General features: G+C 48.8%; 20 protein-coding genes and 1 riboswitch. Of the genes, 9 read left to right on the top strand and 11 right to left on the bottom strand.

Features of this window, described 5'->3' with window-relative positions; translation table 11 throughout:
* Positions 1-201: 201 nt before the first annotated feature.
* The 4 genes from J3L11_RS06660 to J3L11_RS06645 all read left to right on the top strand — a co-directional run bounded on the left by J3L11_RS06660 (position 202) and on the right by J3L11_RS06645 (position 4529).
* Entirely contained in the window at positions 202-1320 is a 1119-nt protein-coding gene (locus tag J3L11_RS06660) for an OmpA family protein (protein ID WP_207570544.1), read from the top strand.
* 224 nt (positions 1321-1544) lie between these two features.
* Entirely contained in the window at positions 1545-2498 is a 954-nt protein-coding gene (gene tal, locus J3L11_RS06655; RefSeq protein WP_207570543.1) for a transaldolase, read from the top strand.
* A gap of 31 nt (positions 2499-2529) precedes the next feature.
* The gene (pgi, locus tag J3L11_RS06650; RefSeq protein WP_207570542.1) at positions 2530-4167 is read left to right on the top strand and encodes a glucose-6-phosphate isomerase; all 1638 of its coding nucleotides are present in this window, start codon (positions 2530-2532) and stop codon (positions 4165-4167) included.
* Positions 4168-4346: 179 nt separating this feature from the next.
* Positions 4347-4529, top strand: a complete 183-nt coding sequence (locus tag J3L11_RS06645) for a DUF3545 family protein (protein WP_133038610.1) — start codon at positions 4347-4349, stop codon at positions 4527-4529.
* A 77-nt stretch (positions 4530-4606) separates the two neighbouring features.
* Here J3L11_RS06645 and ispH read toward each other — a convergent pair whose 3' ends face one another.
* The 6 genes from ispH to murJ are packed head-to-tail and all read right to left on the bottom strand — an operon-like array spanning position 4607 to position 11920.
* Complete coding sequence (gene ispH, locus J3L11_RS06640; RefSeq protein WP_278250718.1) at positions 4607-5566, bottom strand: 4-hydroxy-3-methylbut-2-enyl diphosphate reductase; 960 nt, start codon at positions 5564-5566, stop codon at positions 4607-4609.
* Positions 5559-5990, bottom strand: coding sequence for an FKBP-type peptidyl-prolyl cis-trans isomerase (fkpB, locus tag J3L11_RS06635; protein ID WP_133038628.1), 432 nt, complete (start codon positions 5988-5990; stop codon positions 5559-5561). The genes ispH and fkpB overlap by 8 nt, the downstream gene beginning before the upstream one ends.
* A 2-nt stretch (positions 5991-5992) precedes the next feature.
* Positions 5993-6505, bottom strand: coding sequence for a signal peptidase II (lspA, locus tag J3L11_RS06630; protein ID WP_133038612.1), 513 nt, complete (start codon positions 6503-6505; stop codon positions 5993-5995).
* A gap of 8 nt (positions 6506-6513) precedes the next feature.
* Complete coding sequence (ileS, locus tag J3L11_RS06625; RefSeq protein WP_189618677.1) at positions 6514-9333, bottom strand: isoleucine--tRNA ligase; 2820 nt, start codon at positions 9331-9333, stop codon at positions 6514-6516.
* A 30-nt stretch (positions 9334-9363) separates the two neighbouring features.
* Positions 9364-10299 (bottom strand): bifunctional riboflavin kinase/FAD synthetase, encoded by a 936-nt coding sequence (gene ribF, locus J3L11_RS06620; RefSeq protein ID WP_207570541.1) that lies wholly within the window; start codon positions 10297-10299, stop codon positions 9364-9366.
* A 58-nt stretch (positions 10300-10357) separates the two neighbouring features.
* Complete coding sequence (gene murJ, locus J3L11_RS06615; protein WP_189618675.1) at positions 10358-11920, bottom strand: murein biosynthesis integral membrane protein MurJ; 1563 nt, start codon at positions 11918-11920, stop codon at positions 10358-10360.
* Positions 11921-12175: 255 nt separating this feature from the next.
* Between murJ and rpsT the strand changes: the two genes are divergently transcribed.
* Positions 12176-12442, top strand: coding sequence for a 30S ribosomal protein S20 (rpsT, locus tag J3L11_RS06610; RefSeq protein ID WP_133038616.1), 267 nt, complete (start codon positions 12176-12178; stop codon positions 12440-12442).
* 260 nt (positions 12443-12702) lie between these two features.
* On the opposite strand, the gene J3L11_RS06605 is transcribed toward rpsT, so the two are convergent.
* Entirely contained in the window at positions 12703-12999 is a 297-nt protein-coding gene (locus J3L11_RS06605; RefSeq protein ID WP_133038617.1) for a metalloregulator ArsR/SmtB family transcription factor, read from the bottom strand.
* Between the two features lie 135 nt (positions 13000-13134).
* Between J3L11_RS06605 and J3L11_RS06600 the strand changes: the two genes are divergently transcribed.
* Positions 13135-14538: a M20/M25/M40 family metallo-hydrolase gene (locus J3L11_RS06600; protein ID WP_207570540.1), complete on the top strand. Its 1404-nt coding sequence runs from the start codon at positions 13135-13137 to the stop codon at positions 14536-14538.
* Between the two features lie 254 nt (positions 14539-14792).
* Positions 14793-15908 (top strand): FUSC family protein, encoded by a 1116-nt coding sequence (locus J3L11_RS06595; protein WP_207570539.1) that lies wholly within the window; start codon positions 14793-14795, stop codon positions 15906-15908.
* 46 nt (positions 15909-15954) lie between these two features.
* Here the strand turns inward: J3L11_RS06595 and J3L11_RS06590 are convergent, their stop codons facing one another.
* Positions 15955-16533, bottom strand: coding sequence for a thymidine kinase (locus J3L11_RS06590; RefSeq protein ID WP_133038620.1), 579 nt, complete (start codon positions 16531-16533; stop codon positions 15955-15957).
* Positions 16534-16759: 226 nt separating this feature from the next.
* Here J3L11_RS06590 and J3L11_RS06585 point away from each other — a divergent pair, with 226 nt between their 5' ends.
* Positions 16760-18898 carry a M3 family metallopeptidase gene (locus tag J3L11_RS06585; RefSeq protein WP_207570538.1) on the top strand — a complete coding sequence of 713 codons (2139 nt, stop codon included), beginning with the start codon at positions 16760-16762 and terminating at the stop codon, positions 18896-18898.
* A 61-nt stretch (positions 18899-18959) separates the two neighbouring features.
* On the opposite strand, the gene J3L11_RS06580 is transcribed toward J3L11_RS06585, so the two are convergent.
* From J3L11_RS06580 to J3L11_RS06570, 3 genes are all read right to left on the bottom strand, one after another.
* Positions 18960-20519, bottom strand: a complete 1560-nt coding sequence (locus J3L11_RS06580; protein ID WP_207570537.1) for a Na+/H+ antiporter NhaC family protein — start codon at positions 20517-20519, stop codon at positions 18960-18962.
* 96 nt (positions 20520-20615) lie between these two features.
* Positions 20616-20808: riboswitch (Lysine riboswitch) on the bottom strand.
* Positions 20809-20890: 82 nt separating this feature from the next.
* Positions 20891-21814: an FAD-binding protein gene (locus tag J3L11_RS06575; RefSeq protein ID WP_207570536.1), complete on the bottom strand. Its 924-nt coding sequence runs from the start codon at positions 21812-21814 to the stop codon at positions 20891-20893.
* Between the two features lies 1 nt (position 21815).
* Entirely contained in the window at positions 21816-22565 is a 750-nt protein-coding gene (locus J3L11_RS06570) for an electron transfer flavoprotein subunit beta/FixA family protein (RefSeq protein WP_133040614.1), read from the bottom strand.
* A gap of 327 nt (positions 22566-22892) precedes the next feature.
* Here J3L11_RS06570 and J3L11_RS06565 point away from each other — a divergent pair, with 327 nt between their 5' ends.
* A complete protein-coding gene (locus tag J3L11_RS06565) occupies positions 22893-23288 on the top strand; it encodes an H-NS family nucleoid-associated regulatory protein (protein ID WP_207570535.1) in 396 nt (131 codons plus the stop codon).
* Positions 23289-23417: the final 129 nt, after the last annotated feature.

Here is a 23417-nt window from a genome sequence, read left to right as displayed (position 1 = left end):
TGAAATTAACCCTCTATATTTTTATAATTAACTATTTATTTACAATTTATGATCAATTTAATCATAATTGAGGGGAATTTTGTGGCATAGGTGGAAAATTTGCTTCCCAAGCTAGATAATTTTGGCAGTTAACTCCTAACGACGGGAATTATCCCATCAAGGCTGAATATACAGCTAACAACTTCAAAGGACATGGAGAAGATGATGAACACAAAATTAACTGCTTTGTTAATGGTATCGGCATTACCATTTGCCGCTGCCGCAGCAGAACAGGAACTGACTCCTTGGTATGTAGGTGCGGGTGTGGGTGTCAACAACTACGAACCGAACTGTGACCAGAAAACCATGAAAACCTGTGGCGAAGATGACCCCTATGCTTGGGATATCTTTGGCGGCTACATGTTCAATGACTATTTTGGTGTAGAACTAGGTTACCGGAATCTGGGCCGTGCCGAATGGACGGACTACGCTAATATCAGAAACGACGCAGGTGTCCGTGGCGCGACCTTAGGACTTGTCGGTTTCTGGCCATTTGCCAAAGATTGGGCGCTATCTGCTGAAGCTGGTGCCATGAACTATCTGATTTCCAACAAACAACAGTATGGTGCGCATTACTACAGCGATAGCGGTGTTGCCCCTTACTTCGGCGTTGGTGTTGGTTACAACTTGACCGAAAACCTCAAACTGCAAGCCAAATATCGTCGTTACGAAAACCTCGACGAAGATAAATGGAACACCCTCGACATGGAAAGTAATTACTGGGGTCTGGAACTGAGCTATCGTTTTGGTTACAGCAAACCAGCACCAGCAGCTCAACCTGCTCCAGAACCGGTAGTTGCCGCTGCCCCACTCGATAGCGACCATGATGGTGTGACAGACGATCTCGATCAGTGTCCAAATACCCCAGCTGACCATAAAGTCGATGCCAAAGGTTGTTCCATCTACGTGGAAAAACTGGAAACGCTGAAAATTGCTGCACAGTTTGATAACAACTCATCTGTGGTTAAAGCAGAATCTATGGCAGACATCGAAAAAGTTGCCAAATTTATGAATAAGTACCCGAAAGCTGATCTGGAAATCTCCGGTCACGCCTCACTGCCGGGTAAAGACAGTTATAACCTGTGGTTATCTCAGAAACGTGCCGACGCAGTAGCTAAAATTCTGGTCGACAAATATGGTATTGCCGCTTCTCGTATTACCGCTAAAGGCTATGGTGAAACTCAGCCACTGATGCAGGGTTCTTCTGCAGAAGCGAATGAAGTTAACCGTCGCATAGAAGCCCATATGAGCTTTAAAGATAAACAGCCACTGCTGAAATAAGCTTGCGTTACTACAAAAGCCGCTTTACCAGCGGCTTTTTTATTTTCAAGAGGAATGTCAGCCGTTAGCTGGCTAGCACCACAATCTTTGTGTAATTTTAGAAATTGCTGTTTTTTTGCGCTTACTGTAATTATTTTTCATTGTGAATTGGCAAGACGGAGCGAAATCACTTCTAATAGGTACTAAGCGATATTGAGAGCACACCGAGTAAAGGATATTACCTTATGGCTAACACACTCACGCAGCTAAAATCCATGACCACTATAGTGGCAGATACCGGCGATATTGAAGCAATCAAACGTTACCAGCCGGAAGACGCAACAACTAACCCGTCATTAATTCTCAAGGCCGCACAGATCCCGGAATATGCCGGATTAATTGATAATGCCATTGCTTGGGCTAAAGCACAGAGCCAAGATCCCGCTACCCGACTGGAAGATGCCGCAGACAAGCTCGCGGTCAATATTGGGGTCGAGATCCTAAAGCTGGTTCCCGGTCGCATTTCTACAGAAGTTAACGCGCGCTTATCATTCGATAAGGATGCATCGATTGCCAAAGCGCAACGGCTTATTCAGCTCTATCAGCAGGCCGGGGTAGATAAGTCGCGCATTCTGATCAAACTGGCGGCAACTTGGGAAGGCATATGTGCCGCCAAAGTGTTAGAACAACAGGGCATTAACTGTAATCTGACGCTGCTGTTCAGTTTTGCGCAGGCTCGCGCCTGTGCTGAAGCTGGGGTATTTCTGATCTCACCATTTGTTGGCCGTATTCTTGACTGGTATAAGCAGAGCACAGGCCACGACTATCGGGCCAACGAAGATCCGGGTGTGCTGTCTGTTAGCAAAATTTATGACTACTATAAACAACATGGTTATCGCACGGTAGTGATGGGAGCCAGCTTCCGTAATACTGGAGAAATCATTGAGTTAGCAGGATGTGACCGATTAACTATCGGCCCTTCATTACTGGAAGAGCTGGCGACTAGCGATGTGACTATCACACGCAAGCTATCTCCAACCACAGAAACCATAGCGGCACCAACGCCAATGACAGAAGCGGAATTCCGTTGGGAGCTGAATGAAGACGCTATGGCAGTTGAAAAACTCGCTGAAGGCATCCGCAACTTTGCCATCGATCAGGGCAAGCTGGAACAGATGCTAACAGCCAAACTCGTCTGACAACCCCATCAACGGACGACAAGGTTATCTCATGAGCAAGCTGACACAATCATCTACTTGGCAAACACTACAGGGATTGAGCAAACAGCTACCGCATATGCGACAGTTGTTTGCTGAAGATCCACAACGCTTTAGCAAATTTTCCGCGAGAGATTGCGGTTTGTTACTGGACTATTCAAAAAACCGTATTGATGCTCAAGTCATGCAATTACTGTTGCAGTTGGCGGAGAATAGCGGATTACCGCATAAAATTGCCGCTATGTTTGCCGGTGAGCCAATAAATACTACCGAAAAACGTGCGGTACTGCATACTGCATTGCGGGCACCAGCCGATGCCGACATTCGAGTGGATGGCGTCAATGTGGTACCTGAAGTACAGGCAACGTTAGCCAAAATGGCTGCATTTATTGAAGCGCTATACAGTGGCAAATGGCGTGGTTGTACCGGACAAAAGATTACCGATGTGGTGGCGATTGGCATTGGCGGTTCATTTCTCGGGCCCAAAATCATTTCTGAAGCACTAAAACCCTATTGGAACGGCAAACTCAACTGCCATTTTGTCGCCAATGTGGATGGCAGCTGCCTCAGTGATAAGCTCAAAATGCTGGCACCAGAAACCACCTTATTTCTGATGTCATCCAAATCTTTTGGGACGCAGGAAACGCTCACCAACACGCTGTCGGCAAAATCTTGGTTTTTGGGACAAGGCCATACGCAGGCGGATGTTGCCAAACATTTTGCGGCCATCACCTCCAATGTGGCAAAGGCCACCGAATTTGGTATCGATGCCGACAATATCTTCCCGATGTGGGATTGGGTCGGAGGCCGCTATTCTTTGTGGTCCGCTATCGGTTTGCCGATTGCATTGCTGATAGGTATGGATAACTTTCTGGCGTTGCTTAAAGGTGCCAGAACCATGGACGTACACTTCGCAGCGACACCTTTGTCACAAAACCTGCCCGTAATCATGGGTTTATTAGCTGTCTGGTATAACAACTTCCAAGGGGCTCAGTCACATGTGGTACTGACATATGATCATTACCTCAGAGGATTACCCGCGTACTTCCAGCAACTGGATATGGAAAGCAACGGTAAATCGGTAACTCTTAGTGGTGAAACCGTCGATTACACCACCGGTCCGGTGATCTGGGGAGGCGAAGGCACCAATGGACAACATGCCTATCATCAGTTGTTACATCAGGGAACTGCGCTGATACCCGCCGATTTTATATTGCCGCTGCAGAGCCATAATCCTTTAGGGGTTCATCATCAACAACTGGCGTCTAACTGTTTTGGTCAGACTCAAGCATTGATGCGTGGCAGAACCTACGCAGAGGCGTTAGCAGAATTACAAGATAGTTCGCTGCCTGAAGCCGAGAAACAACTGCTGGCTAGACATAAGGAAATGGCGGGCAATAAACCCAGCAACACTATTTTAATGAATAAACTGACGCCGGAAACCCTGGGAGCATTAATAGCGCTATATGAGCATCGTACCTTCGTGCAGGGCGCTATATGGGATATTAACTCTTTCGATCAATGGGGTGTGGAACTTGGCAAAACTCTCGGTAATGACGTGTTGTCACGCCTTGCCGCAACAGAAGCATGTAAAGCTTTGGACAGTTCCAGCAACGCCTTAATCAACCTGTTCCGACAGCAAAAAATCTAGTTCATTCAATCCATTATGACCGGCCACCAGTGCCGGTCTTTTTTCAGCACAATGGTCATCCTGTTAACTGTCATCCAAATGTCTTACAGTTTTAACACTGAGGAAACATTTAACTTGCACCCTGTTCAGCAAATATGCTATTTAAGTGCTGACAAAACATACAACAACAGGAGGTTGCCATGGATCAGTTAGATTATGGTAGTGCGCTTGACCACGTGGAAGAAAGACCCGGCCGTTCTCGCAACTCCAAGAAACGTAAGTGGCGGGAAATTGAAGCGTTAAAGGAAAAACACCGCTTGATGCGGGAGCTTAAGGAAATTGACAGCAGCTTTGATGCAGATTTAGACACTCTCCTGATTTAGTATGCTGAAAATTTAAGGCCATGGTTTACACCATGGCCTTGTTGTTACTGCCAAGCCTCAACGTCGCACAATATCCGTCAACGTAGCTCCGCTGGCACAGCAAATACGGTATCTTCCTGACGGCCTTCTACCTCAGTCACCACGCTTGGTGCGAGGGTAGCAATAGCTTCCACCACTTGTTGCACCAACACTTCTGGAGCCGATGCACCCGCAGTTACCGCCACCTTGCCTACACCATTAAACCAAGTAGCATCGATATCATCGGCATTGTCCAGTAAATAAGCCCGAGTACCCGATTTCTCCGCCAACTCCCGCAACCGGTTGGAGTTGGAGCTGTTACGCGACCCAACAACGATCAGCAACTCCACATCCGACGCAATTTTACGCACAGCATCCTGACGATTTTGCGTGGCGTAACAGATATCATCCTTACGGGGCCCTTCAATACAGGGGAAACGCTGCTGCAAAGCGGCAATAATATCCATGGTGTCATCAACGGACAAAGTGGTTTGGGTGACAAAACAGAGATTCTGTGGATTTTTCACCTGTAGCTGCGCTACATCTTCCAAAGACTCAACCAGATATACACCACCGTTGGGATTATCGTACTGTCCCATGGTGCCTTCCACTTCTGGATGCCCGGCGTGGCCCACCAGAATACATTCCACGCCTTTGCGGCTGGCACGCGTCACCTGCAGATGTACCTTGGTCACTAACGGGCAGGTAGCATCGAAAACTTTTAAACCACGCAGCTTGGCTTCTGCGCGGACCGCCTGAGACACCCCATGAGCACTAAAGATGACGATACTGTTATCTGGTACTTGTTCGAGTTCATCCACAAACACGGCGCCGCGGCGTTTTAAGTCTTCAACAACATAGCGGTTATGCACTACTTCATGGCGCACATAGATTGGTGGCGAAAACAGTTCCAGCGCCCGTTCTACAATGCTGATGGCTCGGTCAACCCCGGCACAAAAACCACGAGGATTGGCCAGTAGAATGCTCAGTTGCGGCTGAGCCTGTGTGTTATCACTCATCATCAAGCTCCTGCAACACTTCCAGTTGGAATGTCAGCGTCTGTCCCGCCAACGGATGATTCATATCAACGGTCACAGAATCACCGGCTACCTCACGGACTATCCCCGGGATTTCAGCACCATTGGCACCAGCAAACCCGACAATAACACCTGGCTCCAACACCATATCAGCCGGGAAACGGGTACGATCCAGATAATAGATGTTATCTGGGTTTACCTCGCCAAATGCATCAGCGGCCGGCAGCGTAAAACTGTGTTTGTCACCGCTGTGGAGCCCAGTTAATGCCGCCTCAAATGCCGGACTCAAGCTGCTATCGCCAATATTCAGCCGCACCGGTTTATTACTGGCTCGGGTATTTTCAGCAGTGGAACCATCGTCCAGTAAGATCGCCATATGGCACAACAGAGAACGGGTCTCAGACATCATTATTCCTTACTACTGGCGGGCTGCTGATCAGTTTTATCACCAAAAAACGCCTCCCACACAATCAACACTGCCCCAACACATATGGCGGAGTCGGCAATATTAAATGCCGGATAGTGGCTGGTGTTCCAGTAAAAATCCAGGAAATCCACCACAAAGCCATGCACCAGACGATCGACCAGATTACCCAGCGCGCCACCAATCACTAAGGTATAGGCAACCGACAACAGCCGCTTTTCTGCAGGCAAACGCCGTAACCAGATAGTCAACACCACGCTGAAGCCAACCGCTACAAGCGTGAACATCCAACGTTGCCAGCCACCAGCATCATGCAAAAAACTGAACGCCGCGCCGTAGTTACGCACGTAAGTCAGATTGAAAATCGGCAACAGTTTTACCGATTCATACAAATCAAAATTGGCCAGAATCCACTGTTTGGATAGCTGGTCAGCCACAAAGGCCAACACCACTATCCAATACCAGCGCAGGCCGCTCTGTTTCCAGTTAGCAGGCATACGGCACCTTAAGCGAACAAACGCTGTTCGCCTTCTCCCTCAATGTTAGTGACACAACGACCACACAGATGCGGATGCGCCGGATTAACGCCAACATCTTCACGGTGGTGCCAACAACGTTCACATTTCTCAGCCGTGGCTTTAACAACCTGCAGTTTCAACGCTGACATTTCAGTAGCGGTTGCGTTATCAGGTGCTTGTGCCAACGGCTGCACAGTGGCTTTAGAGGTCAGAAGCACAAAACGTAGTTCATCTCCAATCGTTGCCAAGGCATTTGCCAAAGCATCATCAGCGTACAGAGTAACTTCTGCTTCTAAGGCACCACCGATCAATTGATCGCGACGCCCCTGCTCTAGCGCTTTATTCACTTCATCACGCACTTGCAGCAATTGTTGCCAATAATCATCGCTGAGATCATTTTCCACAGTGACTGATTGCAACCCGTCATACCATTCTTGGGTAAACACATAAGTGTCACGTTTGCCCGGCATTAACTGCCAGATTTCATCAGCAGTAAAGCTCAGAATTGGCGCAATCCAGCGCACCATGGCTTCAGCAATCAGGAACAGTGCTGACTGGCAGCTACGGCGGGCATGACCATCACTTTTCGCGGTGTACTGACGATCCTTGATGATATCCAGATAGAAACTACCCAATTCCACGGAACAGAACTGCATCAGCTTCTGCACTACGATGTGGAAGCTATAACTGTTGTAGGCTTCCAGTAACTCTTGCTGCAATGCGGCGGCACGGCGCACCACCCAGCGATCCAATGCCACCATCTGTTCAATGGCGATGGTATCCGTTTCTGGGTTGAAACCATTCAAATTCGCCAACAGGAAACGGGCAGTATTACGGATACGGCGGTAAGCATCCGAACTACGTTTAAACACTTCCTCAGACACGGTCATTTCACCGCTGTAATCGGTCGATGCCACCCACAAACGCAGAATGTCAGCACCTAGCTTATTGATCACCTGTTGCGGAGGAATCACGTTACCAAGGGACTTGGACATCTTGCGACCTTTGGCATCCACGGTAAAGCCATGGGTCAACACCTGCTTGTAAGGCGCTTTGCCATTCATGGCAGTAGACAGCATCAGCGACGACATAAACCAGCCACGGTGTTGATCGGAGCCTTCCATGTAAAGATCAGCGCTCTGACCACGAAACTCTGGACGAGTAGCAACAACGGTAGCGAAAGTTGAGCCTGAGTCATACCACACATCCAGCGTGTCAGTGACTTTGCGATAGTTGTCAGCATCGCTCCCCAGCAACTCTTCGATATCTAAATCCCACCACGCCTGAATGCCCTGCTGTTCAATACGTTCAGCTACTTTTTCCATCAACGCGACGCTGTCTGGATGCAATTCATCGGTATCTTTATGGACAAACAAGGTGATCGGCACGCCCCAAGTACGCTGACGGGAAATACACCAGTCAGGGCGGTTAGCGACCATTTTTTCAATACGCCCTTCACCCCAATCAGGGATCCATTGCGTCTGTTCGATTTCCTTCAACGCATCACGACGCAACCCTTTGTTATCCATAGAGATAAACCATTGCGGTGTGGCACGGAAAATAATCGGCGTCTTGTGGCGCCAGCAATGCGGATAGCTGTGACGATAGGCCTGATAATGTAGCAACGCGCCGCGTTCCTTCAATACAGCAACCACGTCATCATTGGCTTTGAACACATGCTTGCCGGCAAACAACGGGGTGTCGTCTTTATAGACGCCGTTATCACCTACCGGATTGGCGACTTCCAAACCATATTTTTGACCCACCACAAAGTCGTCCTGGCCGTGTCCAGGCGCGGTGTGAACGATACCAGTACCCGAATCAGTAGTAACGTGGTCACCCAGTACCACTGGCACGGTAAAATCATAAAACGGATGCTGGAAGCGGATCAGCTCTAGCGCCTCACCTTTGCAACGTCCCAGTACTTGGGTGGCTGTGGCACCATAACGTTGCAGACACTCTTCATACAGCGCTTCAGCCAGTACCAGCGTTCTCTTGCCTTGTTCTAGTTCAGCTTCCACCAGCACATAATCCAGCTCTGGGCTGACACACAAGGCGCGGTTAGCCGGCATGGTCCAAGGTGTCGTGGTCCAGATCACCATGGCAGGCGCGGTTACGGCGCCGACACCAAAGGCAACGGCAATTTTTTCCGGTTCAGCAGCAACAAACGCCACATCAATGGCAGGTGACGTACGGTCTTCGTATTCCACTTCCGCTTCAGCCAATGCCGAGCCACAATCGGTACACCAGTGCACGGGTTTTACGCCTTTTTGCAGATGACCATTGCTTATAACTTTGGCCAGCGAACGGACGATGTTGGCTTCCGTATCAAAGTTCATGGTGAGGTAAGGATTGTACCAATCCCCTAAGACACCTAAACGAATAAACCCTTCACGCTGGATCTCGACTTGGCTCATCGCATACTTTCGACAATGCTCACGAAATTCAGCAGCGGAAATCTTTTGTCCAGGTTTACCGACTTTCTGTTCAACTTTCAGCTCAATCGGCAGACCATGGCAGTCCCACCCTGGAACGTAGGGTGCATCAAAGCCAGACATGGTCTTAGATTTTACAATGATGTCTTTAATAATTTTATTCAGTGAGTGACCAATATGAATTTCACCGTTCGCGTATGGAGGGCCATCGTGCAGAATAAACATGTCACGGCCACTACGGCTGTTGCGGATCTGCTGATACAACTGGTCGTCGTTCCAGCGCTGCAGCATCTCAGGTTCCCGATTTGCCAGGTTACCACGCATCGGAAACTCGGTTTCCGGCAGATTCAAAGTTGATTTATAGTCGCTCATTGATCCTTTACCATATATTTGACTGATGACTCAGCCTGCGTCATTGCTAAGCAAAGCCTTGGCCTTGTCAGCATCATTCATAATCTGTTTTTGCAGAGCATCCAGTGAGTGGAACGGTTTTTCATCACGAATTTTCGCCACCAATTCCACTTCTACCCGTTGCCCATAGAGATCGCCGGAAAAATCAAATAAATTAACCTCCAGCAAACAGTTCTGGCCTTTCACTGTTGGACGAAAGCCAACATTCGCCACCCCATCAAACGGTGTACTTCCAGGCCAAGACAATCTAACGGCAAACACGCCGCGTACCGGTACAACCTGCCGTTTCAATGCAATATTGGCGGTGGGAAATCCCAGTGTGCGTCCAAGCTGTTGACCATGGACAACCCGGCCTGACAGCGTAAATGGATGACCCAGCAAACGCCTAGTCAATTCCAGGTTACCTTTGGCTAGTGCGTCACGTACCATGGTAGAGCTAACGCGTTGATCACCCACAAGAAAGCTGTCAGTATTGACTACGGCAAACCCATGTTGCTCACCCGCCTGCTTTAACATGTCGAAATTACCACGACGTTGTTGTCCAAAGCAGAAATCGTCGCCCACCACCAGATAACGTACACCGAGCTTATCCACTAGCAATGATTCAATAAACTGTTCCGGTGGTAACTGAGCAAACTTTTTGTCAAACCGCACACATAACAAGCGGTCAACGCCAAGCTCAGCTAACAAGGCTATCTTGTCGCGTAACAAACTAATTCTTGCCGGCGCATTCTGACCAGCAAACAGCTCTTGTGGCTGCGGCTCAAAAGTCATTAATGTTGCAGGCAGCTCCAATTGTCTGGCTTTCTTAACCAGATTAGCGATGACCTCAGCATGCCCACGATGTAACCCATCAAAATTACCTATGGTCAGTACACAACCTCGATGACGGGTTTGAATATTATGTATTCCGCGAATCAGTTCCATGAATCAAATAACTGCGCACAGGGAAATTGGCGGATTATATACCAGCCGCTGTATATAATCAGCCCTTGAGCGTCGGTTTACGCCATACTCGTCCGCCAAGTAACAGAATTACCAGCAGATATAAGCCAGCTCCAGCGAATATCAGCCGCAACAGATGCCAGATCCGCTGATGAATTGACCAATGCAACCAATCGTTCATGATGGGAGACATCCATACTAGCAACAGCACCATCAACGTGACCGCGACCAGCACCTTAGCAATAAATAGCAACGTATTGCGGCTGACGCGGTAAACACCAGCCAGATGTAATCCACGATACAGCAGGCTGGCGTTTAACAATGCCGACATAGAAGTGGCAATAGCCAGTCCAACATAACTGAACGGAAAAGCCAGAATAATGTTGAATACCATGTTGCTTAGCATCGCGATAATGCCAATTTTCACCGGTGTTTTGGTATCCTGACGCGCATAATAGCCAGGAGCCAACACTTTGATCAGCATGAAACTAAGCAGACCGGTGCCATAGGCAATGAGCGATGCTGAGGCCATATTCACATCTTCCATATCGAAAGCCCCACGCATAAACAGCACCATTAACATGGGTTTAGCCAACACAATCAACCCAGCCATCGCGGGAGCGCCGAGTAAAATGATGGCGCGAACGCCCCAGTCCATTGTCTGTCCAAACTCCGAGCTTTCAGCATTCACATGCTTGCGCGACAAGGTAGGCAAAATAACAGTAGCGATGGCAATTCCAAACAGCCCCAGCGGAAACTCCAGCAATCTGTCAGAGTAATATAACCAACTGATGGAGCCGGTCATCAAAAAGCTGGCGATAAAGGTATCTAATAGCAAGTTAATTTGTGACACTGAAACGCCAAACAACGCTGGCAGCATCAATTTTCTAATCTTCACCACTCCCGGTTCATGCCAGCCCCAAGAGGGCTTCACCAGGGCGCGCTCGCGCCACAGAAACGGGATCTGAAACAGAAACTGAATCACCCCACCAGCAAACACGCCCCAAGCCAGCCCAATCTCAGGCCGTTGCAACTGCGGGCTTAGCCATATGGCGGCAGCGATGATAGCGACATTCAAAAATACTGGAGTAAACGCAGATACCGCGAAACGCCCGCGAGTGTTCAATATGGAGCCAGACAGTGCGGTAAAGGTAATAAACCACAGGTAAGGAAAGGTAATTTTCAGCATCAGGGATGCCAGTTCAAACTTAGTACCATCGGGCTCATGATTCAGCCAGGCCACAAACCAACCTGCGCCAAATAAGGCAGTCAGTACTGGCGAGGCCAGAATCCCGATAAACGTCACTATGGTGACCAATATCCCGAGGGTACCCGCTACCTTGGACAATAAATGCCGCACCGCATCATCAGACTCGGTTTCCTGATATTCGGTCAAGACTGGGACAAATGCTTGAGCAAAAGCCCCTTCGGCAAAAAGACGCCGCAGGAAGTTCGGAATTTTATTGGCAAAGAAGAAAACATCTGCGCTTACACCAGCCCCCATCAGGTTGGCCACGACAACGTCCCGAACTAACCCTAGGACACGCGAAATCAAGGTCATCACACTGACAATTAGACCCGAACGCACCAGTTTTTTGCTCAATCAAACTTCCCCGGAAAGCCATTGACAGGCAAACGGGACCATACGCAAATTTTCCATCTGGACCCTGTCACATAGCGGCAATTGCTGTTAGAATGCGCCCCATCTTACACGAGTTGGGTTGAGGAAAGCCAAATCGCCTAGGAAATATTTGCTTTTGTGGCGGATATTCCATCATTGTCGTTGACAAAAAGGTGAAAAACGGGCATCCTCCTCGGCCTTTAAAAGTCATAATTCCCAGTTTTTAGGAGTTGCACCTTGGCTAACAGCAAGACTGCAAAGAAACGCGCGCTTCAGTCTGAAAAGCGTCGTCAACACAATGCAAGCCGTCGCTCTATGATGCGCACTTATGTTAAGAAAGTTATCGCCGCTATCCGCGCCGGTGACCATAAAGCCGCTGTTGAAGCATTTGCGACAGCACAGCCTATCCTTGATCGCATGGCTACTAAAGGCCTGATCCACAAGAACAAGGCTGCTCGTCATAAGACTCGTTTGAACGCCCGTATCAAAGCACTGGCTGCTTAATTGGCTCTTATGAAAAAAACCGGCGAAAGCCGGTTTTTTATTGTCCGTAATTTACCTAAACATAGCTAATGGGCTCAAAAAGCGCGTTTTTGCAGGCAGGGAGAGGGTGAAGTCAGTTAAAAGAGCAAAAGAAAAACACGTCGAAACCACAGCGTTTGGCTGGCTATTCTGCCGCTACATCGCTCTCCCAGATAGTGCCTCGGGGGAACTGCCAGTTACCAGCCAAAAATCTGTCAATTACATCTGAAAGTCAGTCCGCATTAATGACAATAAATATTATCGATCAAACGGATCATCTCTTTGACTTCGTCACTTTTCAGGGAGTAATAAACTGTCTGCGCTTCTTTACGGGTAGCCACCAAATTATCTTTACGCAGCCAAGCCAGATGTTGCGACAATGCCGATTGACTCAAGCCGAGTTTTTTATTCATATCACCAACGCACATCTCTCCCTCATTCAAGAGATAGCACAGAATAAATAATCGTCTCTCGTTAGCAAGTGCCTTCAGCAATACCACTGCTTGGTCTGCTCGCTGCTGCATTAATTCTATATTCATAACGAGCCCACTCTCCTTTAATAAATTCCGACCCTAATATAGCCGCGGCTAAGGCACATAGTCGGGACGCAAAGCACATTTTTTGTTAGATTGTTTTTAAAAATGGGACACACGTTATAAAAAAGAAGGAAAGTGATGAAAAAGCCTACCCTACTATTCTTCAGTACACTGCTGCTGAGTAATCTTTTAGTACCGTTAGTTGCGGCAACAGAGCATACAAATCAAGCAGTTGTCAGTGAATTACAGAACAATGCTCTGAAATCTGATCTGGCTTATAAAATTGCCGAGTCACTAACAGTAGAAGTCGGTCCTAGACTTGCTGGCAGCGCCGAAAATGCGCTAGCGGTGGACTGGGCTGAAGCCAAACTGAAATCATTAGGATTTGATAAAGTTTACCGAGAACCCGTTATGGTGCCGGTGTGGCAACGTGGCGAGGCCAGCGCCAATGTGGTCGCGCCTTTTCCGCAGAAACTCGTGATCTCTGCGCTCGGAGGCAGTGTGGCCACGCCGCCAGCAGGATTACAGGCAAAAGTGGTACGTTTTGACACTCTCGCCGCGCTAACTGCGGCAGATGCCGCACAGGTAAAAGATAAAATCGTCTTTATTGACCAAAAAACTGAACGTCATCAAGACGGCAGCGGCTACGGAAAAAGTGTTGGCGGCAGAGTCAATGGGGCAGTAGCAGCAGCTCGTAAAGGGGCTGTGGCGGTGCTCATCCGCTCGATTGGGACAGATCATGACCGCATGGCACACACCGGCCTGATGCATTATCAAGAGGATGTACCCCGCATCCCAGCAGCGGCACTGACCAATCCAGATGCCAACCAACTGGATGCCATGTTACGTAGAGGCCAAGAAGTCACATTGTCGTTGAACATGTCGCCCAAGAGTCTGGGCAATACCACAACCTACAACGTGATTGGTGAGTATACCGGTAGCAGCAAGCCTGACGAAATCGTCTTGCTTGGTGCCCACCTTGACTCTTGGGATGAAGGCACTGGCGCAATAGACGATGCGGCTGGTGTTGCCATTGTCACTGCCGCAGCCAAAATGATAGGAGATCTGCCGCAACGCCCGGCCCGCACGATTCGTGTTGTGCTGTTTGCCGCAGAGGAGATAGGTCTGTTAGGCGGCAAAGCGTATGTTGCCCAGCACGCCAATGAAATGGCCAAACACTATATTGCAGCAGAATCAGACTTTGGCGCGGGGCGTATTTATCGCGCTGATGTCCGCGTCAACGAAACAGCGCTAAGTCCTGTTTGGCAGCGTTTGTCCGGACTGGCGGCGCTCAATGTGGCACAGGGCAATAATGGTGCACGTGGTGGCTCTGAAGTCTCACTGTTACCAACTGAAGGCGTACCGGTTGCTTCGCTACGCCAGGATGGTAGTGATTATTTTGATTACCATCATACCCCCAATGACACACTAGATAAGATTGACCCGGCAGCACTGGCGCAAAACGTAGCGGTTTATGCCACATTTGCCTATCAGATGGCACAATCTACACTGCAATTACGGCCTCTGCCGCAAGCTCAGTAATAACTAGCCTATATTCGGAGCGGCCAACATCACTGCCGCTCCTGCGTTCTTTTTATGTTTGCGCGAGGCCAGGCTGGTGAATAATCCGCCGCTTATTGGCAATCTCCGCCACCTTTTGTGATAACCATCACTATTAGTCGTGTAAACTCACCACCAGCGTCGCATTTTTCAGTTTTTAAAGCTGACAATAAGCGAGAAAAAAGCCGTTCTCTGAGATAATTCACTTTAGTTACATAAGTTTCAAATCAGAACTGATGATCCCCATATTTGATAAACCCGGTATTTTTGCCAGTTTCATTTACCGAAATGCCCGTATTATCCACACCCTGAAAATTGCCTTAGCGTTATTCATTGTGGCGCTATTTAACTGGCTATGGCCTGTGCCCCACTTTATCTGGGCGATGGTCACCATTGTGATCATTATGATGGGGCTGCCACAAGTAGGTGGGGCGATCGAAAAGTCACTGCAACGTGCAATTGGTACGCTCATCGGCTCCGCTTATGGTGTGTTTCTGGTGATCGCAATGGATAACTACTGGAGTCTGATGGGCCTGCTGATTTTCGGTGTTTGTGTCGTGGTACTGCTTAACGCTGGCCGCTACAGCTATGCTTATCTGGTGACCGGATTTACCATGATCATCGTGATTGGTGACGCCAATCACGACACTTCAGAAGCGCTATGGCGCAGTGCCAATATTCTGATGGGGTGTCTTATTGCAATGCTGGTATCACTCTTTGTGTTACCAATCAAAGCCAAACAGGATTGGCGGGCACAATTAGGCAAATCTTTTTCGTTAATGGCTGAGGTGTTAGCCAATCATCTGCAAACGCATGACGATGTCGAACTCCCCGTTGAACGCCTAAAGCTGGAAAACGCTATGAAGGCGGTACTGGCACAGAAGAAACTCTTTTTCTCGCTGGAATGGGAAAGCCAGACGCTCAAGAAACATCCGCAACTGCTGACAGAATTAGCCAACGAACAGGTCCGAGTTATCACATTACTGGAACTGCTGCTGATGACCCACTGGCGTGAAGAAGAAAACGACGCTTACGGTCGCATGCAGCAGATAGCCCAACGTTTACAGCAAGACTTCGCAGCCCTAACGGATTACGTGAATGGCAAACGTCACGACCGCCCGCTATTGCCGCTGGAGCTCGAACAACGATTGCAACAACAGTTGTTGGTTGAGCAACAATTAGCGTCTGGTTCTGACAGCGAACAAACTGACCTCCAGCACTTTACCCAAAACGGTTATGGCTGGCTGCTCTACCAACTGGCGTTAGCGCTGTTGGCAATAAATCAGGAACTGGACAAACTGGAACAGGCCTATAATAAACAACAATTTCTGAATAAAGCGATGGCCGAATAATCCCGCTGACAAGTCGCATTAAACAGCGACTTGTCTTGCGCCAAATTTAGTCCCAGATCAGTTCACGGAAATGCTTACGACATACAGATTCGTAGCTTTCATTGCCACCAATTGCCACCTGGGCACCTTCGCGTACCGGCTTACCTTCGCTGTCACGACGGATCACCATGTTGGCTTTACGTCCACAGAAACAGATGGTTTTCAGCTCTACCAGTTTATCCGCCCACGCCAGCAGATACTGACTGCCGCTGAATAGCTCACCTTGAAAGTCCGTACGTAACCCGTAACACAATACCGGAATATCCAGCTTGTCCACCACATAGGCGAGCTGCTTGACCTGCGCTTTACTGAGAAATTGCGATTCATCCACCAGCACACAGTGCAGAAACTGTTGCTGATGGGCATCATTGATGATCTGTACCAGATCATCATCACCATGAAATATCAGTGCTTCGCTTTCCAGCCCGATACGAGAAGCCACTTTACCAACACCAAAACGGTCATCGATAGCTGGCGTCATCACCAACGTATTCATACCCCGTTCCCGGTAGTTATAAGAAGATTGTAGTAACGAGGTAGATTTTCCGGCGTTCATTGCCGAATAATAAAAGTAAAGCTGAGCCAAGACCGGCGCTCCCGCAGTTGTTAATGCCCGCTATCTTACCGCGTTTGCTGATAAAAATCAGTGGTGACTGCACTCAGCCTCAGAGTGGTAGCTCATCTCTAATGCAATCAATTTGTTACAATTTTACCGCTTTTATACCAGGTTGTTCGAACCTGATTCAGTTTGGATTAATTCGCCGTTGTTAGCGTGCAGCGTTCATCAGCTTAACGACAACGGAAAAGACAAGATGCGAAAAACTCTTTTAGCAATCGCCTTAGGGCAAGCGCTGTTACTGGCAGGTTGTGCCAGTGCCGACAAACAGCCACAAGCAACAGTTGCGGCCGAAGCTGTACAGCAAAACCCCCTCTTCAGCGCCAGCCAACTGCAATATCAGGCACCGGATTTCAGTCAGATCCGCACCGAACATTTCCAACCGGCATTAGAGGCTGGCATTCTAGCCCACGATAAAGAAGTGCAGGCCATCGCCATGCAATCGGCTCCGCCCACCTTTGAAAATACCATTGTCGCGCTGGAAAAATCTGGGGCACTGTTGGACCGCGCATCTTCCGTGTTTTATAACCTCAGCAGTTCTAACAGCAACCCAGAAATCCGCCGTATTCAAAGCGAAATGGCCCCAAAAATGGCGGCACACACTGACAATATCAATCTGAATCCACAACTGTTCGCGCGCATTAACACCTTGTATCAACAGCGTCATCAGTTAACGCTGACGCCCGAACAAGTCCGCCTAATTGAAGTCTACCACCAACGTTTTGTGCTTGCCGGCGCACAGCTCAATGAAACCCAGAAAGCACAAATCCGGGCGCTTAATGAAGAACAATCAAAGCTGACTAACGAGTTTCAGCAACGATTATTAAAACTCACCAAAGCCAGCGCCGTTATTGTGGACGACGTCGCACAGCTTGACGGTCTTTCTGATTCTGCCATCCGTCATGCCGCCAAAGCGGCTAAAGACGCCGGGCATGACGGTCAATATCTGCTTAACATCACTAACACTACCCGTCAGCCGGTACTGGCACAGCTGCATAATCGCGAATTGCGGCAGAAAATCTGGCAAGCCTCCGCTAACCGTGGTTTAAGTGGCGAAGACGAAACAGTATCACTGGTGGCGCGCTTAGCTCAGTTGAGAGCAGAAAAGGCAAAACTGCTCGGTTTCGATAACTGGGCCAGCTACCGTTTAGCGCCACAGATGGCGAAAACCCCACAAGCCGTGTTTGACATGTTTGGCTCTATGGTCCCGGCGGTGGTAGCCAACACCCAAAAAGAAGCCGATGCCATTCAGGCGATGATCACCAAAAGCGGCGGTGACTTTACGCTGCAACCCTGGGATTGGGCCTACTACGCCGAAAAAGTACGCCAGCAACAATATGATCTGGATGAAAATAGCCTCAAACCCTATTTTGAGTTCAACCGCGTGCTGCAAGATGGGGTGTTCTACACCTTGAATCAGCTCTACGGCGTTACCTTTAAGCCGCGGCCAGATCTGCCGGTCTATCATCCAGACGTCAAAGCCTGGGAAGTGTTTGATGCCGATGGCAGCAGTCTGGCGATATTCTATGGTGATTATTTTGCCCGCGAAGGTAAACGAGGCGGGGCCTGGATGAGTTCCTTCGTACGCCAAAGCGGCCTGCTGGGACAAAAACCTGTGGTCGTCAATGTGATGAATATCCAGAAAGCCCCAGATGGCGAGCCCACTTTTGTTAGCTATGACCAAGTGACCACCATGTTCCACGAGCTGGGACATGGTACCCACGGTATGTTTTCCAAGGTTAACTATCCAAGCCTTTCCGGCACTGCGGTTTCAAGAGACTTTGTTGAATTTCCGTCAACCTTTGAAGAAGACTGGGCGGGTCATCCCAAGGTACTCGCCAATTACGCGAAACATTATCAGACGGGCGAACCGCTGCCTGCGGATATGCTAGACAAGCTGTTGCGCTCTCGTAGTTTCAATATGGGTTTTGATACGCTCGAGTACATGTCTGCAGCACTATTGGATTTGGAATGGCACAGTCTTAGCGCTGACGCACCACTACAAAACGTTGCACAATTTGAAGCTCAAGCGTTGGCAAAACATGGGGTGGATCTGGCAGCGGTGCCACCACGTTATCGTTCCAGTTACTTTGCTCACGCGTTTCCAGGCGGTTATAGCGCCAGTTATTACGCTTACATGTGGAGTGAAATTCTGGCAGCAGATGCCTTTGCCTACGTGCAAACACAGGGTGGACTTAACCGTGATATCGGCATGAAATTCCGCAAAGCGATCCGGGAAGTAGGTAACAGCGTAGCCCCTATGGAAGCCTATGAGAACTTCCGTGGGCAGCAACCAACAACCGAAGGGCTGCTGAAACGCCGAGGATTGATGTAACTGCATCATCGGCAACACAAAAAAAGCGCAGCATCAGCCGCGCTTTTTTATTATTCAAAGGCTAGCTGTCTGCGCGTTTTCTAAACCAGAACAACCCCGCCACAAAGAGTACCAGACAACACAACAGTCCCAAGACAACTGACTCGGTGTACCCCATCACCAGATAGCCGCCAAGCGAAATAAATGCGACCAGCAATGCGTAAGGCAACTGGGTGGTGACATGATCAATATGGTGGCAACTAGCGCCAGTAGACGACAAAATTGTTGTATCGGAAATCGGCGAGCAATGGTCACCAAACACTGATCCAGATAACACCGCCGCCATCATCGGCAACATCATACTTTGATGACTGCCCATCGCCATATCGGCGGCAATAGGCAGCATGATGCCAAACGTCCCCCAACTGGTCCCGGTAGAAAACGCCGTCAGTCCAGCCAACACAAATAACACGGCTGGTAACAACGCAAATGGAATATTGCCACTTGCAAGACTCGCCATGAATTTACCGGTTTCTAACTGCCCGATCACACCGGAAATAGTCCAAGCAAACATCAGGATATAAATCGCAGGGAGCATGGATTTCGCACCGACAAACAGCCCAACAGCAATATCCCGCAGCGGTAGTTTTTGACGAAACGCCAGCAACAGCGTGGTTGCCAACCCCAAGAGCGCACCGAAGAATAACGACGCACTGACATCGGTCTTTTCAAACGCCCCAATCAGCGAAAACGTTTTGCCTTCGCTAGACAACACCGCAGCGCCACTGCTTACCATAAAATATAAGGTGGCAACGACCAAAACCGAAATGGGGATAAACAACCCCGCTACTTTGCCACTATCCGCCTCCGCCAACTCGGCGGTCGCCCCAGGCGGAACACCTTTACTGTCGTCATACAATTGCCCTTTACGGGCGTTGAGTTCGTGGCGACGCATAGGACCAACGTCCAGTTCAAACAAGGCCACAAATAACAGCAGCAATAACGCAAATAAAGGGTAATAGTTCATCGGGATCATCTCGACGAAAGCGGTGAGATGTCCGGTTGACGCCATATCATGTGTGGTCAGTATGCCGCCAATTAAGGCGATGATATACGCGCCCCAACTCGATACCGGAGAAATCACGCACACTGGCGCAGCGGTAGAATCCAGCAAATAAGCCAACTTTGCGCGGGAAATATAATAGCGATCAGTCAACGGTTTACAGATACTGCCAACCACCAGACTGTTAAAATAATCATCAATAAACACCACACATCCCAAAAACATGGTCAGCAATTTAGCATCGCGACGTTTGCGGATATGTTGCTTAGCCCAGTTCGCAAAGGCGCGAGCGGAACCACTGACGGTTATCAGCGCGGTGATCATGCCGAGGACTAATAGAAAGCCCAGAATGTATAGGTTCCAACTGTTGATGGCACCATCGCTCCAGAACAGGCCAGAGACCTTTTCGGCCAGATACAACGCAGAATCGTGAATAGACCACTGATTTAGCAAAAATGTACCGATTAGAATGCCAACGCCAAGCGATAGCAGTACTTTACGGGTGAGAATCGCCAACAAGATAGCCACCACAGGCGGCAATAACGAAAGTGCCGAATCGGCATAACTGAGTACTGTCATTTTCTAATATATTCTTGTGTGACCGGCGGAGGCACAAAAAGGCACACAACAGACAGTATCGTCCCGTGTACCTGGCCGATCATCAAAGACCGACTTCTTTTCAGTAGCGCTCCACGGCAGTTAATCCAGCTATTTCTAGCCCACCATGGCAGTGCTGTCCCTGTTCGGGAACAGCCCCAACAACGGAATTGATGGTTCCAGCTGTTTCGGCACCGGATCCTTTCACGACACATCAAACGGTATCACCCTGCTTGTCGTTACTCATATCAGGCGCGCCTCTACTTCTCAGAACGCCGTTTGGCGCGAGGCAGAAAACAAAAAAGGCAGCGATGGTGCTGCCCATAGCTGCCTATCCTGACGCAGAAGCTGAATTAAATCAACTCTACCAATTTGGGCACCGCCTCGAACAGATCGGCTTCCAAACCATAATCTGCCACCTGGAAAATAGGTGCCTGTGGATCTTTATTGATCGCCACAATGACTTTCGAATCTTTCATACCCGCCAGATGCTGAATGGCACCAGAGATCCCCACCGCAATATAAAGCTCAGGTGCAACGATTTTACCGGTTTGTCCCACCTGCAAATCATTGCTGATATAGCCAGCATCCACGGCTGCGCGAGAAGCGCCTACCGCACCACCGAGTTTGTCCGCCAACGTTTCCAGTATGGCAAAGTTGTCGGCACTGCCTAGCGCCCGACCACCAGATACGATCACTCTGGCATTCCCCAATTCAGGGCGCTCAGATGCCACGGTGGTGTGCGCTAGCTCACTGCACACCGAATTTATCACAACATCTAAAGCCACTATCGTGGCATTAGCGGTTGCCGGCACCGCATCAAAGGCACTGGCGCGGACAGTTGCAACTTTCACTGCATCAAGACTTTTAACCTTTTCCAACGCATTTCCGGCGTAAATCGGATGAACAAAAGTATCTGCGTCTTCGATTTTGACCACTTCCGATATCATCGCCACATCCAGCAGAGCTGCTACGCGTGGCAATAGATCTTTTCCCGTGGAGGTTGCGGCAGCGAAAATATGGCTGTACCCCGATGCCTGTCCCACCACCAGCTTAGCTAGATTGTCAGCCAGTTGCGCCTTATATACCGGATCATCCGCCACTAACACGCGGCCAACGCCCTGCAACTTGGCAACGGACTCAGCAACCGCCGCACAAGCGCTCCCGGCAACCAGCACATCAATGTCAGCCGCCAGACTCGCTGCTGCCGCGACCACTTTGGCGGTTTCTGACTTGAGACTGACATTATCATGTTCTGCAATTACTAATACGGTCATGTCAGATCACCTTTGCTTCATTCTTCAATTTGTCTACCAGTTCCTCTACCGAGGCAACCATTACACCGGCCTTGCGCGCTGCAGGAGGCGTCACGGCGAGTATCTGCTGATGTGGTTTCAAGGTCACACCAAGTTCAGCGACCGTCAGCGTATCAAGCGGTTTGCGTTTTGCTTTCATAATATTTGGCAACGATGCATAACGCGGTTCATTGAGTCGCAGATCGGCAGTCACCACGGCAGGCAAAGGGAGTTGCAGTTGCTGTATTCCACCGTCGATTTCACGACTGACAGTCAGTTGCCCATCAGCGATATCAACCATAGAGGCAAAAGTGGCTTGCGGCATATCGGCTAAAGCGGCCAGCATCTGTCCTGTCTGATTATTATCGCCATCAATTGACTGCTTACCCATTAGGATCAATTCAGCTTGTTCGCGCGCCTGCACTGCCAGCAGTATTTTGGCAACGGATAAAGGGAGCATAGGTTCATCGGTTTCAACCAGAATGGCTCTGTCAGCACCCAACGCCATAGCTGTACGCAGTTGTTCCTGCGCCACTTTGGGGCCAATACTCACCACCACCACTTCATCGGCTTTACCTGCTTCTTTCAGTCTTACGGCTTCTTCCACCGCAATTTCGCAGAAGGGATTCAATGCCATTTTTAGATTGGCGGTGTCCACTGCGGTATGTTCCGCATTCACACGAATTTTGACATTGGCATCCACCACCCTTTTTACGGGTACCATTACTTTCATAGGACTTCCTTTGCTGCACTCGTAACAGATTTCTGATATGAAAGGAGCCACCTTGCATAGATGACTCTTAGTTGCTGCAACTCTATGCTACGTTTACGTTCACGTCAACTAATTTAAACAAGTGTTTAGACGACAATCTTTTGACTTATTATCTTATTTATTTCTAATAAGTACCCCAAGTGACCCAAATATTGACTTAGTTATATTGGAAATAAAAAAAACTAAGAATGAACGGAAATTCATTTGATCCATTTAAATAATGTTTCTATTATTCGTGCTGGTGTCATATTAATCCCAAGTTCTATATAGAGTGGAATCAAAATAATTATGAGCGAATTTCTCGAAATATTGACTCACGCCCGCCGCTTTAAGGCTGCTGTCAAAGATCTAAGCGTGGAAGAACTACGTGATCTAGCAAATAAACTGGAAAAGATTGTGGCTGAGCGTGAAGAAGAAGCCGCTGAAGAAGCTAAAGCACAAGCTGATCGTCTGGCTAAAATTGAAGAAATCCGGCAACAAATGGAATCAGTAGGTCTTTCTGTTGAAGATCTAGGCGTAGTTGCTGCTGCAAAACCGGTTAAAAAACGTGCACCACGTCCACCTAAATACAAAATTGAAATCGATGGTGAAACTGTTACCTGGACAGGTCAGGGACGTATGCCAACCGTATTCAAAAATGAAATGGAAAAAGGCCGCTCCATGGACGATTTCCTGATCGACTGAAACTACAGTTGATTTTAAAAGCCCCTGTCTCAGGGGCTTTTTTGTTTCGGTATTTGATAGTCAAGATACAATATATTTTAAAAAGCCTTACAATTCGCTATTGGTGTTTACACATTATCTACGTTAACG

Source organism: Shewanella sp. 4t3-1-2LB, from assembly GCF_017368415.1.
GTDB classification, from domain to species: Bacteria; Pseudomonadota; Gammaproteobacteria; order Enterobacterales; family Shewanellaceae; genus Shewanella; species Shewanella fodinae.
Note: the sequence above shows the minus strand (reverse complement) of the source record. Positions and strands in the feature narration are given on the sequence as shown.

Excerpts from the sequence above, each read along its gene's own strand:
- J3L11_RS06600 (WP_207570540.1), top strand. The coding sequence starts at position 13,135 with ATGAAAAAGCCTACCCTACTATTCTTCAGTACACTGCTGCTGAGTAAT.
- J3L11_RS06605 (WP_133038617.1), bottom strand. The coding sequence starts at position 12,999 with ATGAATATAGAATTAATGCAGCAGCGAGCAGACCAAGCAGTGGTATTG.
- fkpB (WP_133038628.1), bottom strand. The coding sequence starts at position 5,990 with ATGTCTGAGACCCGTTCTCTGTTGTGCCATATGGCGATCTTACTGGAC.
- tal (WP_207570543.1), top strand. The coding sequence starts at position 1,545 with ATGGCTAACACACTCACGCAGCTAAAATCCATGACCACTATAGTGGCA.
- J3L11_RS06580 (WP_207570537.1), bottom strand. The coding sequence starts at position 20,519 with ATGACAGTACTCAGTTATGCCGATTCGGCACTTTCGTTATTGCCGCCT.
- ispH (WP_278250718.1), bottom strand. The coding sequence starts at position 5,566 with ATGAGTGATAACACACAGGCTCAGCCGCAACTGAGCATTCTACTGGCC.
- J3L11_RS06585 (WP_207570538.1), top strand. The coding sequence starts at position 16,760 with ATGCGAAAAACTCTTTTAGCAATCGCCTTAGGGCAAGCGCTGTTACTG.
- J3L11_RS06575 (WP_207570536.1), bottom strand. The coding sequence starts at position 21,814 with ATGACCGTATTAGTAATTGCAGAACATGATAATGTCAGTCTCAAGTCA.
- J3L11_RS06645 (WP_133038610.1), top strand. The coding sequence starts at position 4,347 with ATGGATCAGTTAGATTATGGTAGTGCGCTTGACCACGTGGAAGAAAGA.
- J3L11_RS06660 (WP_207570544.1), top strand. The coding sequence starts at position 202 with ATGATGAACACAAAATTAACTGCTTTGTTAATGGTATCGGCATTACCA.
- J3L11_RS06595 (WP_207570539.1), top strand. The coding sequence starts at position 14,793 with ATGATCCCCATATTTGATAAACCCGGTATTTTTGCCAGTTTCATTTAC.
- J3L11_RS06565 (WP_207570535.1), top strand. The coding sequence starts at position 22,893 with ATGAGCGAATTTCTCGAAATATTGACTCACGCCCGCCGCTTTAAGGCT.
- J3L11_RS06570 (WP_133040614.1), bottom strand. The coding sequence starts at position 22,565 with ATGAAAGTAATGGTACCCGTAAAAAGGGTGGTGGATGCCAATGTCAAA.
- ribF (WP_207570541.1), bottom strand. The coding sequence starts at position 10,299 with ATGGAACTGATTCGCGGAATACATAATATTCAAACCCGTCATCGAGGT.
- lspA (WP_133038612.1), bottom strand. The coding sequence starts at position 6,505 with ATGCCTGCTAACTGGAAACAGAGCGGCCTGCGCTGGTATTGGATAGTG.
- pgi (WP_207570542.1), top strand. The coding sequence starts at position 2,530 with ATGAGCAAGCTGACACAATCATCTACTTGGCAAACACTACAGGGATTG.
- ileS (WP_189618677.1), bottom strand. The coding sequence starts at position 9,333 with ATGAGCGACTATAAATCAACTTTGAATCTGCCGGAAACCGAGTTTCCG.